Origin of the sequence: Enterobacter cloacae complex sp. SHL012 (assembly GCF_049237505.1) — a bacterium.
GTDB classification, from domain to species: domain Bacteria; phylum Pseudomonadota; class Gammaproteobacteria; order Enterobacterales; family Enterobacteriaceae; genus Enterobacter; species Enterobacter kobei.
Genome location: NZ_JBMKIZ010000004.1, coordinates 418,259 through 434,092 on the forward strand (window position 1 = coordinate 418,259; position 15,834 = coordinate 434,092).

At 46.6% G+C, this 15,834-nt stretch carries 14 protein-coding genes; 9 read left to right on the forward strand and 5 right to left on the reverse strand.

Annotated features, from left to right (window positions below):
* Positions 1–38 precede the first annotated feature (38 nt).
* Positions 39–680, forward strand: coding sequence for a peptide-methionine (S)-S-oxide reductase MsrA (gene msrA / locus ACOTY9_RS16470; protein WP_023336688.1), 642 nt, complete (start codon positions 39–41; stop codon positions 678–680).
* Here the strand turns inward: msrA and ACOTY9_RS16475 are convergent, their stop codons facing one another.
* Positions 681–1,739, reverse strand: coding sequence for a LacI family DNA-binding transcriptional regulator (locus ACOTY9_RS16475; RefSeq protein ID WP_045268859.1), 1,059 nt, complete (start codon positions 1,737–1,739; stop codon positions 681–683). It lies immediately after the preceding gene.
* Positions 1,740–1,932: 193 nt separating this feature from the next.
* Between ACOTY9_RS16475 and ACOTY9_RS16480 the strand changes: the two genes are divergently transcribed.
* From ACOTY9_RS16480 to ACOTY9_RS16505, 6 genes are all read left to right on the forward strand, one after another.
* Entirely contained in the window at positions 1,933–3,084 is a 1,152-nt protein-coding gene (locus ACOTY9_RS16480) for a Gfo/Idh/MocA family protein (protein WP_045268858.1), read from the forward strand.
* Positions 3,085–3,099: 15 nt separating this feature from the next.
* The gene (locus tag ACOTY9_RS16485; RefSeq protein WP_014882261.1) at positions 3,100–4,284 is read left to right on the forward strand and encodes a Gfo/Idh/MocA family protein; all 1,185 of its coding nucleotides are present in this window, start codon (positions 3,100–3,102) and stop codon (positions 4,282–4,284) included.
* Positions 4,281–5,348: a Gfo/Idh/MocA family protein gene (locus tag ACOTY9_RS16490; RefSeq protein ID WP_014882260.1), complete on the forward strand. Its 1,068-nt coding sequence runs from the start codon at positions 4,281–4,283 to the stop codon at positions 5,346–5,348. The genes ACOTY9_RS16485 and ACOTY9_RS16490 overlap by 4 nt, the downstream gene beginning before the upstream one ends.
* Before the next feature lie 12 nt (positions 5,349–5,360).
* The gene (locus ACOTY9_RS16495) at positions 5,361–6,380 is read left to right on the forward strand and encodes a Gfo/Idh/MocA family protein (protein WP_045268856.1); all 1,020 of its coding nucleotides are present in this window, start codon (positions 5,361–5,363) and stop codon (positions 6,378–6,380) included.
* Between the two features lie 79 nt (positions 6,381–6,459).
* Positions 6,460–8,007, forward strand: a complete 1,548-nt coding sequence (locus ACOTY9_RS16500; protein WP_193970433.1) for an MFS transporter — start codon at positions 6,460–6,462, stop codon at positions 8,005–8,007.
* Positions 8,008–8,661: 654 nt separating this feature from the next.
* Positions 8,662–10,662, forward strand: coding sequence for a DUF262 domain-containing protein (locus ACOTY9_RS16505; RefSeq protein WP_110216043.1), 2,001 nt, complete (start codon positions 8,662–8,664; stop codon positions 10,660–10,662).
* A gap of 117 nt (positions 10,663–10,779) precedes the next feature.
* On the opposite strand, the gene ACOTY9_RS16510 is transcribed toward ACOTY9_RS16505, so the two are convergent.
* On the reverse strand, positions 10,780–11,673 hold the full coding sequence (locus ACOTY9_RS16510; RefSeq protein ID WP_110216044.1) for a hypothetical protein: 894 nt from the start codon (positions 11,671–11,673) through the stop codon (positions 10,780–10,782).
* A 314-nt stretch (positions 11,674–11,987) separates the two neighbouring features.
* Here ACOTY9_RS16510 and ACOTY9_RS16515 point away from each other — a divergent pair, with 314 nt between their 5' ends.
* Positions 11,988–12,554 carry a recombinase family protein gene (locus tag ACOTY9_RS16515; protein ID WP_130939675.1) on the forward strand — a complete coding sequence of 189 codons (567 nt, stop codon included), beginning with the start codon at positions 11,988–11,990 and terminating at the stop codon, positions 12,552–12,554.
* 220 nt (positions 12,555–12,774) lie between these two features.
* On the opposite strand, the gene ACOTY9_RS16520 is transcribed toward ACOTY9_RS16515, so the two are convergent.
* The 3 genes from ACOTY9_RS16520 to ACOTY9_RS16530 all read right to left on the reverse strand — a co-directional run bounded on the left by ACOTY9_RS16520 (position 12,775) and on the right by ACOTY9_RS16530 (position 14,517).
* Positions 12,775–13,191 carry a lysozyme inhibitor LprI family protein gene (locus ACOTY9_RS16520; protein ID WP_029882383.1) on the reverse strand — a complete coding sequence of 139 codons (417 nt, stop codon included), beginning with the start codon at positions 13,189–13,191 and terminating at the stop codon, positions 12,775–12,777.
* Between the two features lie 15 nt (positions 13,192–13,206).
* Positions 13,207–14,067 carry a hypothetical protein gene (locus ACOTY9_RS16525; RefSeq protein WP_421637385.1) on the reverse strand — a complete coding sequence of 287 codons (861 nt, stop codon included), beginning with the start codon at positions 14,065–14,067 and terminating at the stop codon, positions 13,207–13,209.
* A 186-nt stretch (positions 14,068–14,253) separates the two neighbouring features.
* Positions 14,254–14,517: a helix-turn-helix domain-containing protein gene (locus ACOTY9_RS16530; RefSeq protein WP_084833159.1), complete on the reverse strand. Its 264-nt coding sequence runs from the start codon at positions 14,515–14,517 to the stop codon at positions 14,254–14,256.
* Between the two features lie 99 nt (positions 14,518–14,616).
* Here ACOTY9_RS16530 and ACOTY9_RS16535 point away from each other — a divergent pair, with 99 nt between their 5' ends.
* Positions 14,617–15,228 carry an XRE family transcriptional regulator gene (locus ACOTY9_RS16535; RefSeq protein WP_223539916.1) on the forward strand — a complete coding sequence of 204 codons (612 nt, stop codon included), beginning with the start codon at positions 14,617–14,619 and terminating at the stop codon, positions 15,226–15,228.
* The last annotated feature ends 606 nt before the right edge of the window (positions 15,229–15,834 follow it).

Below are 15,834 nucleotides of genomic sequence, written 5' to 3' on the forward strand. Positions count from 1 at the left end.
AACCTTAACCGAAACATCGCACCCCGGGAGGCCCCATCGTGAGTTTATTCGACAAAAAGCATCTGGTTTCACAAGCTGATGCATTACCGGGACGCAACACCCCTATGCCAGTGGCGACTTTACACGCCGTGAATGGCCATTCGATGACTAACGTGCCGGATGGAATGGAGATCGCCCTGTTCGCCATGGGCTGCTTCTGGGGCGTTGAGCGCCTCTTCTGGCAGCTGCCCGGCGTATACAGCACCGCTGCTGGCTACACCGGCGGCTACACGCCTAACCCAACCTACCGCGAAGTCTGCTCCGGCGAGACCGGCCATGCGGAAGCGGTTCGCGTGGTGTACGACCCTGCGGTGATTCGCTACGAGCAGCTTCTGCAGGTTTTCTGGGAAAACCACGATCCGGCGCAGGGTATGCGTCAGGGCAACGACCACGGCACACAGTACCGCTCGGCCATTTATCCGCTCACGCCTGAGCAGGATGCTGCCGCCCGCGCCAGCCTTGAGCGTTTCCAGCAGGCCATGCGGGAAGCGGGCGATACGCGTGACGTGACAACCGAAATCACCACCGCGAAACCGTTCTACTATGCCGAGGACGATCATCAGCAGTACCTGCACAAAAACCCGTACGGCTACTGCGGTATCGGAGGCATCGGCGTCTGCCTGCCGCCTCAGCTGGCCTGATCACCGTTCCAGCGCCACGCGAGCCGCGTGGCGCGTTGCATTACAGACCGAGCCGTAATCCATCACTTTTCCCTGCAACAGCAGGTTAAAGACCGGCGCCTGCGGTCGGTTGAGCCGCGTTTGCAGCAGGTGAACGGCTTCAATCCCCAGCTCCCGACAGGGCACCGTCACGCCCGTGACCGGTTTTTCCAGACGGTGCGCCAGGTTCCATGCAAAATCGGTCGTTATCAGTGAAATATCTTCCGGAACGCGCAGCCCGTGTCGGGTTAACGCCCTGATCACCCCTTCCACCATGCTGGTGCTGTTCGGGAAAATCACCTCCGGCCACTGCGATCTATCATGGCTCATCAGCCACGCATCCAGAGCCCGCTCAGCCTCTTCAGCGGTAAACCACTCCGTCACGAGCAAATCACGCTGGGGATCGAAGCCCACGTGAAAATGGCGGTACGCCTCTTTAATGCCGTCCAGACGCGCGTAAAGCGTTTCTCGCCGCAGGCAGGTGAGCGTGAGCACACGCCGATGTCCCTGCTCAAAAAGATACTGCATGGCGGTAAACCCAATCGCCCGGTGATCGGGTGACACGGCATCCAGCTCCCGATCCCGATCAACGGAATTAATTAACACGCAGGGCTTATTTAACGTGCTCGCCAGTTTAAATATGGTGGAATCATCAGTCCCAATAATAATTATCGCGTTAATATTCTTCTGGCTGGCCTTTTCCATAAATAATTTCACGTCGGCGTGCTGTTCTTCTAATCCACAGCAGCTCACCCACACATTGTGCCGCGCGCAGGCTTCAGTAATCCCTTTTGTGACTTCCAGATAAAAAATATCGCCGCGTCCCTGAAAGGTTCTTTCTGGCGCAAAAACAGCGATACCGTTAATTAACAGTCTGCCGCTCGCCATGGACTCCAGTACGCCTAATTCTCTGGCAGTACGAACGATCGCCTCCCGGGCTTTATCGCTGGTATACGATTTGCCACTTAATACCCGAGATACCGTACTGACGGAATAGCCCGTCAGGGCCGCAATCTCCTCCATTTTTAACCTGCCCGGCATAGTGTGACCTCGCTCTCATTCAGTTTTTGCAAATATTTGCAGAAACAGCCTTTTGATTTTAAAACCAAATTTCAGAAAGCCTGGAGATTACTTAATCACCTTGCGAGTATTCTCACAAAAACACATTGTCGCTGCGGCTCGCCTTTCCTATTTTCCGGTCATCACTTCTTTTCAACAGAAATTAAGGTGTGACATGGATAAGGTACGTTTTGGCATTATTGGAATAGGTAATATCGGCACGGTCCACGCGCGCTATTTACTGGCGGGTACGGTCAGCGACGCGTGCCTGACGGCGGTTTGCGATAATGCACCGGAAAAGCATCCGGCCATTCGCCAGCTGGTCGGCAATCTCCCCGTGTTCAATGACGCCCAGGAGATGATCCAGAGCGGGCTTATCGACGCGGTGATTGTCGCGACGCCGCACTACGAGCATCCGCGCCTGTCGATGCTGGCGATGCGCAACGGCATTCACACCCTGTGTGAAAAACCGGCGGGGGTATACACGGCTCAGGTGCAGGAGATGAACACCTGCGCCCGGGACTGCGACGTGGTGTTTGGCATCATGTACAACCAACGCCCGAACCCGCTTTATCAGAAGGTAAAAGACCTTATCGACAGCGGCGAGCTGGGCGAGATTCGCCGCTCCAACTGGATCATCACCAACTGGTATCGTTCGCAGAGCTACTACAACTCCGGCGGCTGGCGCGCCACCTGGAAAGGGGAAGGTGGCGGCGTCTTGCTCAACCAGGATCCGCATCAGCTCGATCTCTGGCAGTGGCTGGTCGGAATGCCGGTCCGTCTGCGCGCGTTTTGCCAGTTCGGCAAACATCGCGATATCGATGTGGAAGACGAGGTCACCGCCTATGCGGAGTACGCCAATGGCGCGACGGGCGTGTTTATCACTACCGTCGCGGAAACACCGGGGACCAACCGCCTGGAAATCGTTGGCGACCGCGGCAAGGTGGTCGTCGAAGAGGGGAAACTGCGCTACTGGCGGTTACGTGAATCCGAAACCGCCTTCAACGCCCGCTGGCAAAACGGTTTTGGTGAACCCGAATGCTGGGAGGTCTCCATCCCCGTCGCCCCGGAATGCAGCGAACATCACGTTATTACCGCCAATTTCTCTGCCGCCATTTTGCGCGGCGAGCCGCTGATTGCGCCGGGTCTGGAAGGGATCCGCGGGCTTACGCTTTCCAACGCCATGCACCTCTCCACCTGGACAGACGACTGGGTCGCCCTGCCGCTCAATGAGAAACAGTATCTGCGCCTGCTTCAGCAGCGTATTAGCACCTCAGTGGCTAAAGAGACCGCCAGCATCACGCTGGACGCCTCTGGCACCTGGTAACAGCGGAGAAACACGATGTTAAATGTCGCTATCGTGGGAACAGGGAATATCTCGCATAACCATATTCAGGGCTATTTGCAGTTTGGTCAGCGTTGCCGGATCGTCGCGCTGGTCGATATCTACCCGGAAAAAGCCCACGAGAAAAAAGCACGCTACGGCCTGACGGATGCCCGCGTGTACGCAAGCCACCAGCAGATGCTGGCGTCAGAGCCCGATGTGGACATCGTCGATGTCTGTACGCCGCCCTATGTTCACGCGGAGATCAGCATTGATGCCCTGCGCGCGGGGTGCCATGTGCTGTGCGAAAAACCGATGGCCGCCTCGCTGGAAGAGTGCGACGCGATGATCGCCGCACAGCAGGCCAGCGGTAAAACGCTCTCCATCATCGCTCAGAACCGCTTTACCGATGCTTTCTGGCGCTTAAAAGCCGCACTGGATTCCGGCCTCGCGGGAAAAATCTGCCATGCGCAGGTGGATTCGTTCTGGTGGCGCGGACACTGCTATTACGACCTATGGTGGCGTGGCACCTGGGAAAAAGAGGGAGGTGGCTGCACGCTTAACCACGCGGTACATCATATCGACGCCATCCAGTGGATGCTCGGCTTCCCGTCGGAGGTCGTGGCAATGATGACCAACGTGGCGCACGACAATGCCGAGGTGGAAGACCTCAGTGCCGCGATCTTCAAATACCCGAACGGCGCGCTCACGCAGCTTACCGCCTCGGTGGTGCACCACGGGGAAGATCAGAAAATCATCATTCAGGGCGATAAAGCGCGTATCTCCGCGCCGTGGCAGGCCTTTGCCAGCGTCAGCGCCGATAACGGCTTCCCACAGGAAAGCCACGATCTGCCGAGAGAAGCGCAACTCAACGCGGTTTTTCACGACACCCGCAAACTCGAATGGACGCTACACAACGGGCAGATTAACGACCTGCTTTATGCCATTGAGCACGGCACGGCACCGTTAGTGGATGGCCTGCAGGGCAAGCGTTCCCTCGAACTGATTACCGCAATTTATAAATCAGCCATTACCCGCACCGTCGTCCCGCTGCCGATTCAGCGCGATGACCCGTTTTACCGTACCGGCGGGACGAACGCCCTCGCCCCCCGTTTTTATGAGAAGTCCGCAAGCGTGGCCAACTTCAGCGAAGTCGGTGCCATCCCCCTGGGAAAAGATCTGGATCGAGGAATGTCATCATGAACAAGAAAGACGGAATGAACTACGCCCCGGTAGGTAAACCGCAGCCGGTTGTCCGGGAAGGTGAATTTGTTTTTGCCGCTGCCGCACTCGACCACGGTCATATTTACGGCATGTGCAACGGCCTGATTGAAGCCGGCGCCACGCTGAAATGGGTGTACGACCCCGACCCGGCGAAAGTGGATAAATTCATCCAGCAATATCCGCAGGCCCACGTGGCGGCGTCGCTGGACGTGATACTCAACGACGACGAGGTGCGCCTGGTGGCGGGTGCGGCCATCCCGTCCGGGCGCTGTGCGCTGGGGCTGAAAGCGATGGCCGCAGGTAAGGACTATTTCACGGATAAAGCGCCGCTCACCACCCTTGAACAGCTGGCCGATGCCAAAGCAATGGTGGCGCAAACCGGGAAGAAATACGCGGTGTATTACAGCGAGCGTCTGCACGTAGAGAGCGCGGTCTTTGCCGGACAACTGGTGCAGCAGGGCGCGATTGGCCGCGTCGTGCAAACCCTGGGAACCGGTCCACATCGGGAAGGGACCGGTCGTCCGGAGTGGTTCTACGATCGTCGCGACTTCGGCGGCATTCTCTGCGATATCGGGAGCCATCAGATTGAGCAGTTCCTTTTTTATACCGGCAACAGCGACGCCTCGGTGGTGGCAAGCCAGGTTCGCAACGTTAAACACCCGCAGTATCCCGCCTTCGAAGATTTCGGCGACGCGATGCTGAAAGGGGAAAACGGTGCCAGCGGCTATTTCCGCTGCGACTGGTTTACGCCGGACGGGCTTTCAACGTGGGGCGACGGTCGTCTGACCCTGCTCGGCACCGAAGGCTATATCGAAATCCGCAAATATGTTGATTTAACCCGCGGCGAGCAGGATGTGGTTTACCTGGTGAACAAGGAGGGAGAATTCCGCTATCCCGTCGCCGGACAGGTCGGGTTCCCGTTCTTTGGTGAACTGATCCTCGACTGCCTGCACCGGACCGAAAACGCCATGACGCAGGCGCACGCCTTCAAGGCGGCGGAGCTTTGCGTGAAGGCTCAGATGCTGGCCAACGCGACGGCATAACGGGAGGCAACGATGACGATCCTGAACACAGCGGTTATCGGTGCCGGCGCGATTCACCGCTGCCATGTGAATGCATTACGCCAGATCCCCAACGTCGCGCTGCGCGCGCTGGTGGACATCGACAGCGTTAAAGGACTGACGCTGGCGATGGCCTATCAGTGCCGTTTTTATCAGGATTACCGGGAAATGCTGCTGGATGATGCCATCGACGTGGTCCATATCTGTACGCCGCATTTCGAGCATAAACGTATGATTCTGGCGGCGCTCGCCGCCGGGAAGCATGTGTTCTGCGAAAAACCGGTGGGGATGAACAGCAGTGAATTCGGCGATATCGTCCAGGCCGTCGACCAGTCGCCGGGTCTGCTCGGCGTTTGCTATCAGAACCGGCTCAACCCCACCAGCCTGCGCATCCGACAGGAGTTAAGCGAGGGCGAGCTGGGGAAGATGCTCGGCATGAAAGCGGTGCTGACGTGGTCGCGGTCGGGCGCCTATTACACCGAAAGTCCGTGGCGTGGACGGCTGGCAACGGAAGGCGGCAGTCTGCTGATCAACCAGGCGATCCATACCCTCGACCTGATGCAGTGGTTCGCCGGCGGGGTCACGCGCCTGAAAGGCGTGGTGGAGAGCGGTGAGCTGGCGGACGTAACCGAAGGGGAGGACAGCGCAATGGCGACGCTGCACTTTGCTAACGGCGCGCGTGGCCTGTTTTATGCCAGCAACTGCAATACCACGGATTCCCCCCTCTGGCTTGAGATCCATTGCGAACGGGGTTCGCTGCTGCTCAATGACAACGTGCTCTGGCGCATTACCCCGGGCGAACGTCGCAAGCTGGCAACCGATGATTCTCCTGACGGCTCGGTCAAAAGCTACTGGGGGCTGGGACACCAGCAGGCGATCCGCCGTTTTTATCATGCCATTCATCACCCGGAAACGGACTACACCGATATCCATGCTGCCGGGAAATCACTCACCCTTGTGGAGGCCCTTTATCGCTCATCTCAATTAAGAAAATGGATAGATATCAATAATTAGAACGTAATGTGTCGTCCAGCAGTAAATAAAAAAACGACCTGAAACACAGGTTAATCATTACCCTACACTGGATATTATTATGGTCAAACCAACTGAACGTAGAGTTGGTTACGGCGTAGCGCTTGGCTACGGCGTAACCGATCTGTTTGGCGGGGGCGCTTTTGCCATTATCGGCACCTGGCTGCTCTTTTTTTACACCACCTATTGCGGACTCTCAGTGATTGAAGCGGGTTCAATATTCGCCATTGCCCGCGTTATTGACGCACTCCTCAGCCCCATTATGGGATACGTCACCGATAATTTCGGTGATACCTGGCTCGGACGTAAATTTGGCCGCCGCCGCTTCTTTTTATTACTCAGCTCACCGCTCATGTTTTTGTATGCCCTGCTGTGGCTGACAGACATGGGCTACTGGTACTATCTGGGCACCTATCTCTCGATTGAACTGCTGTCGGCGATGGTGCTGGTCCCGTGGGAAACGCTGGCAGCGGAAATGACAAACCGCTATGAAGAGCGTAGCCGCCTTTCCGGCGTGCGCATGATCTGCTCTCAGCTCGGGGGGTTTCTTGCGGTTTCCGTCCCCGGCGTCATTATGCAGTTCACGGGTAAAGATAATCCGTTTACCTATACCCTTACCGGGCTGATATTTTCCTGCGTATTTTGCATTGCGGTATTTATTACCTGGTACACCACCTGGGAAGCCAAAGATGTGCAGCAAGAGTCCGATTTTAAAGTGGATAACCAGCGCAGCAGCGGGATACTCAATCACCTGAAATATCTGGTTCTGGATCTCTTTTCTTCATTCCGCATTCGCGCGTTCCGGCTGCATATCATTATTTATATCTTTTCGTTTACGGCGATGGACGTATTCGGTTCGGTCTTTACCTATTATGTCGTGTATTGCCTGAGCCAGGATGCGGCAGCGGTATCTGGCTGGCTGAGCATTGCGGCCTTCGCCTCGGTGCCGGGCACATACGGGTTTATGCTGTTGCTGAACCGGCTGAATGTGACTCCTTCCGCCGCGCTCCGCCTCTCCTACGGCTGTATTTTCTGCGTGCTGGTATTCCTGTTTACGGTCTACCTTACCGAAACGCAGGTGCCGACGCTGCTGTTCTCGGCGGTCTTTATCTTGCTGGGTGCCGCCCGCTCCGGCCTTTACTACATTCCGTGGAATATCTACAGCTTCATTCCGGATATCGACGAGATGGTGACGCAGCAGCGACGCGAAGGGATTTTTGCCGGTGTGATGGTCCTGACCCGCAAAAGTACCGTGGCTATTGCCATCATGATTATTGGTCTGGTGCTGCAGGAGTCCGGTTTCGTGAAAGGCAGTGGCGCACAACCGGAAAGCGCGCTGGGGGCCATTATCGGCCTGATGATTTTTGCCACCGCGGCGCTTCTGGCGGTGAGTTTCTTCACTACCTACAAGTTTAAGCTCACCCGCGAGACGCATAAGTTGCTCCTCAAGGAGATTGCCCGACGGAAACTGGGCGGAGATTACCGCGACTGCGACGCCAGGACTCGGGTGATCATCAAGCAGTTAACCGGATACGAGTATGACCAGGTGTGGGGAGGCGACGCCACACGACAGACGGTGGGAAGCGCCCATTTATCTCCCGTGAAATAACCGCGCAGACCGGTCAGCACTCCACTGTCCGGTCTGTTTTTATGCCAAAATGTGACCTCTGGCAGATTTACATCTCTTTACGCTATACTACCCGCTGAAATAATCAGCTCAACGCTACGGGCTGACGTTCTACGTGTTTTCACACAAATGGTATCAATTCCCCTTCTGAGGATCTGGCGAGAAGCCGGATAAACTATGTTAAACAGCCATTTTGAATCCACTTTACTGGGGCAGTATGTCAGTGTTGATGCAGGTTTGATGGTGACTATGAGTATTGGACCGTAGGACAAAGGCCAGAATAGATCAAGTTGATAGGTTTTATTTAGCTTAAGGAATTTGGTTTACCATGATTGCACTATTCGTATTAAGGCAAGTTAAATCATATTTCCACAACCATTGTATAATTCATCACGCTAAGTGATATCATGTGTATAAAAAAGCAATATCTGTCACACTTCTTGATGGAAAATGCCAAAGTTAAACTTGGCTACGCTTCAATGTAACTTAGAATTGCAATTAATGAAGAAGAATCTTGCACATAAAATATTTTCAAAGTAAATCATACGGATAATCTTAGTTGACTGGTATCCAAACTTATCGGTAAACTAAATTTACACCGCTCCAGAAAGTTCCCATACTCAACAGGACTGAACAATGGAAACAAGCCTCATATCTATATCAAAAATCTTCACCGAACGACTGTTAAGAATCCCTGATTATCAGAGAGGATATGCCTGGACTTCAAAGGAAATTTCAGAATTTTGGAATGACGTTATATTTCTTGAAAATGATAAAAATCACTATGTCGGAGTGTTGACTCTCGAAGATGTGCCTTCAAAAAACATTTCAAATTGGGTTGAAGATCACTGGATAATACAAGCAAAAAACTATTCCCCCTATTTTATAGTTGATGGACAACAACGAATAACTACAATTGTGATACTCATACAGACAATAATTGAAGAAATGAATTCACGTGAGGGCGAGCAACAGTTAAATTACACTGACATCACTGAGATTCGTAAAAAATTTATTTTCGAAAACAAAGAAAAAACATCACCTTTACGTTCTTATATTTTTGGTTATGACAAAGATAATCCAAGTTATGAGTACCTTAAGCAGGAAATTTTTGGCGAACACTCGGTAAGTTCATTACAGTTAGAAAATACAATATATACACAAAATCTTCTTTATGCAAAAAAATTCTTCGCAGAAAAAATACATTCACTGCCTCTTGATGAAATGGGAGTAATATATAAAAAAATAACACAAAACCTCCTTTTTAACATCTATTCTCTTGATAAAGAAATAGATACATATGTTGCTTTCGAAACGATGAACAATAGAGGTAAAATTCTTTCCCATTTAGAACTGCTGAAAAATAGATTAATTTATTTAACAACAAAGCTATCGGCACCAGACTATGAGAAGGACTCCCTTCGCCACTCGATCAACGAGTGTTGGAAATCTATGTATCATTTTTTAGGGAAGGATATTAAGAAAAGATTATCAGATGATGAATTTTTATATCATCACTATATACTTCATTTCAAAGAATCCCCGGTGCAATCAAACGAGAACGATGCTATTTCCTTAGATGACGAGGAAATGTATTTCACATTGAATCGTGGATATTCAGTATCAAGAGATGAGCATACACGAATACTTCTTGATGAGATATTTTCGTCAAAACCTCTCAATGATAAAACTCGTACATTTGAAATAACAGCTGAGTTTATTAGCAATTACGTTAGCAGCCTTAAAAAATCTGTGGAGACTTGGTACTTTATACATAACCCTGAAGAAAGCAGATATTCTAAAAAAACCATTGAGTGGTTAACAAGAATAAATAAAATTCCAACTTGGAAAATTTGTAGAGTACTATTACTTGAATTGCTTAACAATGGTTATAGCACTCAATCCATTGAAACCACATTAAGTCTCTGTGAGCGTTTTTTATTCATTAACTCAATGTTTTTAAATAGATATTTCTTTAGAGAACTAAATTTAATTAGTTTGGCATTACAGTTTAAGCGTGAAAAGAACATTGACGGATTAATACTCCATTTAAAAACGGAAACAGATAAGACATTGAAATACTTACATGGGGAATTCTCTGATAAGTTTAAGGATTGTGATTTTTATAACTGGAACGGAATTAGGTACTTCATGTACGAGTATGAATACTCTCTACAATCGGCCTCCAAAACAGAAAGGACTAAGTTAAACTGGGAAGAGTTCAGGCATAAAGAACGAGATAGTGATTATGATACAATTGAGCACATTTATCCACAACGAGCCAAACATAGTTCGTGGAAAGAGCCATTCAAAAACTATTCAATTAGGGAACGTAAACGATTCAGACATAGTATCGGGAATTTAGTACCATTAGCATCAAGAAAGAATTCATCACTATCTAATAAATCTTTCATAGAAAAATCTTTAAAAGGATTTAAATATGGATGTTACTCTGAAAATGAACTCACTAACCACTCTCAATGGGGACCAGAGGAAATTAAAGAGCGTAGTTTTAAATTATTAGCCTTTATGGATAAACGTTGGGAGTTGGGTCTTTGCCCTCATAGTTTACTAAAAGATAAAGATAAAAATAAAGCAAAAACATTTTATTTAAACTTGATTGGGTTGAATATCTAAACAATATAATTAAAAAAGCTGCCATAGTTATGGCAGCTTAATTCATGTCGTTTTTTAATGAACCTCTAACAAATAACATCCCTACCAACTACCACTTTTATTCTTAAAGAGAAAATATTATTTACTTACTATTTTAAAAAGGATTTCCGTGTTCATTATTTTGTCCTCTTTAGCAAGAAGAATATTTGTTTTAGCTTTTCTTTCAAATAACTGTTTTTTTATTTTATTAGTGCTAACTTTATATGCCTCTCTGTTTTTTTGGTAAGCTATCGTCATAATTTTATTTTTTTTCTTATTACTTAATGGTACATACATTGCGTGTTCAACAGGTTGGAGGTTTTTATTGCAATACATCAACCATGACACTTCCAACTTGAAGTTTTTAATTCTTTCATCCTGGATTGCAAAATTTTTTGCAGAGGTTATTTTCCCCCAGCAATTAACATCCACATAATCAGCATCAACCTTAACTGAGTTATATACAACTCCATCGTGAGCATCGAATTTCAGCAAGTTAGAATACACCATATTAATCAAAGGATAAAATCTTTTATCTTGTGTCCTCAATAAGTTCACAAAAATTTGTGAAAGATTATCCTTTTCACTTTCAATTTGTATAAAACTCATTCTCCTCGGAAGAGAAAAATATGACAAAAGAAAATAATCACCCTCCTTTATATTACATTCTTTCAAAGCAACGAATGGATGGTCAGAAAGGTACATAGTTGTCGAATTTAATTTATTAAAACGCCCTTCTGGAATACTGTTTATATGTGGTCTTGGGGGGTAGAAGTCATTAATATCAATGTTCCCATGAACAAAGTCATTAGCACGCTCTTTACTAATCCACCTTACCCTTGAAAAAACAGTACCTTTAGGATAGATATTCCCTATGGCATTATAACTTGCAATTTCAAAACTTGTCTCTGTACTATTCGGAAATGCTTGGCTTTGAATATAGCGGTAGTAACCGTCGATTCCTATAGACTCATCAAAAACGTCAAAGTTCATTTATTACTCCTTAAAACAATAATTTTAGTCCTATCAAATGTCTTAGATCAAGTGAATAATTCACATATTTAAAGCAATAAACCTTATGCTCAGATTATTAATCTTAATTTTTGTAGACTTGTAACACTAAGCTTTTTTTCATAAATTGTTCAGTTAGAAGTAGACAATATAGTCGTAGCGATTTAGCATCCTTAATCGCTACACATCAAATATCCCTTTAAGCCTGATTAGATGTAGCGATCTGCCTTGATTTTTCATCGCTACACTCTATAATAAATCGCAACATATAAATCGATACACCAAGAGATTTTGACATGGCACACGTCGCTTATATTCGCGTATCCAGCTTGCAACAAAACAGTGATCGACAATTAGCAGATACTGGGATCACCTTTGACAAAACATTCACTGAGAAAGTAAGTGCGAAAGATACCAATCGTGAAGCATTCTTAGCGATGATGGAGTACTTACGCGAGGGGGATACTTTACATGTGCATGACATCAGCCGCCTTGCCCGTAATACAGCAGATCTTCTATCAACCGTAGATGCATTGACTAAACGAGGTGTCGCGATCCAGTTTCATAAAGAAGGAATTAAAACAGGGGACAACTCCCCAACAGGTAATCTTGTTTTAACGTTACTTGGGGGAATCGCTCAAATGGAACGTGAGCAAATGCTACTTCGTCAGCGTGAAGGGTATGAAGCGGCTAAAGCTGCTGGGCGTATTTCCGGGCGGGGAAATGGCAGAAGCATCCCGCGTACTGAAATCATTGCGGCATTGACATCTGGCGGAAGTGTTCGCTCTGTAGCTGCTGAATTCTGTGTAAGTACCAATACCATCAGCCGAATAAAGAAAGAAATGAACAGTGTAGTGGCATGAATGAGAAATGATAAAATGAATGCCTTCACAAAAACAGAACGTACTTTGCATGACTTAATGCATAAGTATTTTAATACTGGAACAGAAGATTACTTTATGTTCGGCATTTTGCTGTGTGAATGGAGTGATGAAAGTACTTCAAGAATTATTAATAGCGGTTTTCCACCAGCCCTGACTCATCGATGGCAATAAAAAAGGTAGCCTACGCTACCTTTTAACATCAGCCACCAAGATTTGTACTATTCCTGAGTCGATAAAGATCTAATGTTTTATCGCGGATGATATTCATTTTGCTTTCAGCCGCAATCAAACTCCAGATAGTACCCTCTTCTTTTTGATAAAAGGCCTCAATTCCTTTATTATACGAATCTCTGTATTTTATCCATTGCCTTTGTGAATCTCTTAGGGCAGCACGCACATTTTCAGGCTGATCTTTCATTAGCAGTTTATATTGATTCCCAAGCTCAGTATCCCACGCTGTAGTAGCTTTAATATAGCAATTCTGTGAGTCAATAGTACTAACAGCATCCATCTTGCATTTTTGTAATGTGCTATCAATATTTTGCTTAAGTTCATCAGCAGAGGCCGATAAACACAATAGCAAACTTAAACTTATAACAACCGCTTTGAAATACATAATCCTGAATCCATTTCAATTATCAGTTTGTACTGTAACACGATGTTCTATCTCGTTAAGATGAGCTATACCACAATTTTCTAATTGAGAACGGGCAAATCTAATATCATTGCTGGTTCTCTGGATGTCAGGAGCGGTTGTAGGACTCCTCCCCCCTGCAAATGGCGAAACACCCGACCGTGTTAAAGAATCAGAGGTTTCATTCCAGTACTCAATGGCTTGCTCAGACGCTGCATTAGCAGCCAACAGTCGATTGAATTCACGTGAGCATGCCTTCTTTTGAACAGCAATGTAATCATCGACCCAAACACCATGTTGCTTGTAGATATTTTCAGCTACTAAGTACTTACCACTACTCTTGTCGAGACTATTAATCTTACTTTCGATGTAGTCTTTGTTATTTTTTTCTAATGTTGCAGCGGTGGCTTCTTTATCGGCTAATTTTATTAACTCATCTTGCTTAGCTTTAACCTCAATCCACTTTTCTCTGTTAAAGATCCCGGCACTCTTCGCTTCAGAGAATTGATCTTCGATCATAAAACCAAGATTCTTTCCTTGTAGGTTCATCATATATACATTAGCTTGCCCAGCTATCAATAATAAAATGACAATGATGATAGGTAGAAGAAAGTTATTAAAAAACTTTGGAAATTTTTGCGTTAATGCGGGGTGGTTTTCTTGTATAGATGGAATGGCTATAATTGACCACCAAAATGAGATGATCATAACCATACTCCAAAATGCTAAAGTAACTAATGCAAGTAATACTGTAGCAAATGACATCCCTGGTTCATTGAATGTACTAAAATAACTATAAACCATGGACGCCATGATTAAACCGAATCCCATATAAACAAAAAACTGTATTTTCTTCATTTTTATTTTCCCTTGTTATTTTAATACTCGTTTTATATTACCGAGAGAGTCAACTTCTACTCTGATAAGTTTTCTACATGCTCCGCACGAACCTACACCTGTACCACTGCTTTTTATTCCCGTGTTAACTGTCGTAGTACTTCCACAATGCGGACAAACCACTGTATATGTTGCGTATGCCACAATTTATTCCTCACTATTGCTGTAACGTTCGGGCCAGATTTCTTCTCGGGTGACCCCAATATAATCGGCAATGATCTGCTCACCTTTTGGCCAATGCCTCTCAAGGGCGTTGTATAGCGTTCGTTCATGTAAGCCGTTGTCTCGGGACAACTTAGCCAACGAACTACCTTTCTTGCGTATAGCTGCAAGTACATCGGCCCGATGCCAGTTTCGAGTACTGGCATTTGATTCCTTTTTTTGAGATCCTTCTTGTTTATGATTCTTCATTATGATCACTCATTACTTAATCATGAACATGATTGATCAATAAAATGAACAAGTCAAATCGAATCAGGAATACAATTCCTTAAGTTGAATGGCGATAGAATGAACAATAAAAAGCAGAGTACTAAAGAGTTCAGTGAACGCTTAAAGCACGTCATAGCAGAACTTGGAACAACGGGTAGAGAGTTCTCAAAACGTGCGGGTATTGGCTATAGTACTGTTCACAACTACATGCACGGTTCATCAAGCCCTACACTGGATAACTTGGTACTCTTGGCAAAAGCAGGCAATGTCTCTATTGAGTGGCTGGCTACAGGCCAACAATCGAGCATGGGCGTCACTGATTCAGATGTCATATGTGTACCTTTTATTGATCATGCCGATGAAATGTTGAAACTTGATGCTCAACTGGTTGAGGTGAAGGGTTTACACTCTCTGCGTGCCATCAGGGTCAATACCGATGTAATGACTCCTACTTTTCTTACGGGTGCAGTGCTACTCATTGATACTAACGATACAGATTTAACCGATAACAAACTTGTTGTATTAAAACAGAGCGGGAATTATTTGTTTAAGAGAGTACAGGTGCTCATGGAGGGAGTACGCTTACTGAGTGATAATGACAATTATCCGTCAATCGCAGTCGCTTTTGAAGATATGAAAAGTATCAATGTCATTGGTGCTGTAGTGATGATTATTAACAAAGTTAATTAGCACAATTAGTACTTCCACCAATCACCGTTAACAAACCTACCCAAGGTAGGGAAAGGTGGAAGTTCTCGCTATAGTACATAACCCAATTAATCAGGAGAACATAGCAAGAGGTCGCTATAAGCAGAGATCATCCGCTTCAATCCTAACGATATCTAACTGAATTAATACTTCCATTTAATGCATTTTTTGACTGTCCCGCTTTACAAGCGAGCCAGGAATTTCATTCGATTGAATCTCACGGCGTTCGCTTCAACTCGAATATCAATTCATTGGATATTATTTTTTTGATAGGACATTTATTGATGTACTGATTAGCTTTAACAGCATTACTCCTTGACGGGATTTCTTTGATACATTTCGATCCCCCACTGAGGGAGGAAGAAATTCAAGATATACAATTAGTTTGTATTTCTTGACGCTGATACTTATCAACATTTCATACAGCGAATTTTGAATACAACTATATTGTACTCAAGCGGAAGCGGGTTGCCCTGTTTCTTCCTATCGCCATTCTCTGCAACGGTCGTAGTTCATCACTACTCTTCTTATAAAAGCTGTATGAATAACTCCTATAAGCGTCTAAGTACTTCTCAAATTCTGGACGGA

What these genes read in the sequence shown, in the direction of transcription:
- ACOTY9_RS16475 (WP_045268859.1), bottom strand. Translation starts at nt 1,739, where the DNA reads ATGCCGGGCAGGTTAAAAATGGAGGAGATTGCGGCCCTGACGGGCTAT.
- ACOTY9_RS16480 (WP_045268858.1), top strand. Translation starts at nt 1,933, where the DNA reads ATGGATAAGGTACGTTTTGGCATTATTGGAATAGGTAATATCGGCACG.
- ACOTY9_RS16485 (WP_014882261.1), top strand. Translation starts at nt 3,100, where the DNA reads ATGTTAAATGTCGCTATCGTGGGAACAGGGAATATCTCGCATAACCAT.
- ACOTY9_RS16490 (WP_014882260.1), top strand. Translation starts at nt 4,281, where the DNA reads ATGAACAAGAAAGACGGAATGAACTACGCCCCGGTAGGTAAACCGCAG.
- ACOTY9_RS16495 (WP_045268856.1), top strand. Translation starts at nt 5,361, where the DNA reads ATGACGATCCTGAACACAGCGGTTATCGGTGCCGGCGCGATTCACCGC.
- ACOTY9_RS16500 (WP_193970433.1), top strand. Translation starts at nt 6,460, where the DNA reads ATGGTCAAACCAACTGAACGTAGAGTTGGTTACGGCGTAGCGCTTGGC.
- ACOTY9_RS16505 (WP_110216043.1), top strand. Translation starts at nt 8,662, where the DNA reads ATGGAAACAAGCCTCATATCTATATCAAAAATCTTCACCGAACGACTG.
- ACOTY9_RS16510 (WP_110216044.1), bottom strand. Translation starts at nt 11,673, where the DNA reads ATGAACTTTGACGTTTTTGATGAGTCTATAGGAATCGACGGTTACTAC.
- ACOTY9_RS16515 (WP_130939675.1), top strand. Translation starts at nt 11,988, where the DNA reads ATGGCACACGTCGCTTATATTCGCGTATCCAGCTTGCAACAAAACAGT.
- ACOTY9_RS16520 (WP_029882383.1), bottom strand. Translation starts at nt 13,191, where the DNA reads ATGTATTTCAAAGCGGTTGTTATAAGTTTAAGTTTGCTATTGTGTTTA.
- ACOTY9_RS16525 (WP_421637385.1), bottom strand. Translation starts at nt 14,067, where the DNA reads ATGAAGAAAATACAGTTTTTTGTTTATATGGGATTCGGTTTAATCATG.
- ACOTY9_RS16530 (WP_084833159.1), bottom strand. Translation starts at nt 14,517, where the DNA reads ATGAAGAATCATAAACAAGAAGGATCTCAAAAAAAGGAATCAAATGCC.
- ACOTY9_RS16535 (WP_223539916.1), top strand. Translation starts at nt 14,617, where the DNA reads ATGAACAATAAAAAGCAGAGTACTAAAGAGTTCAGTGAACGCTTAAAG.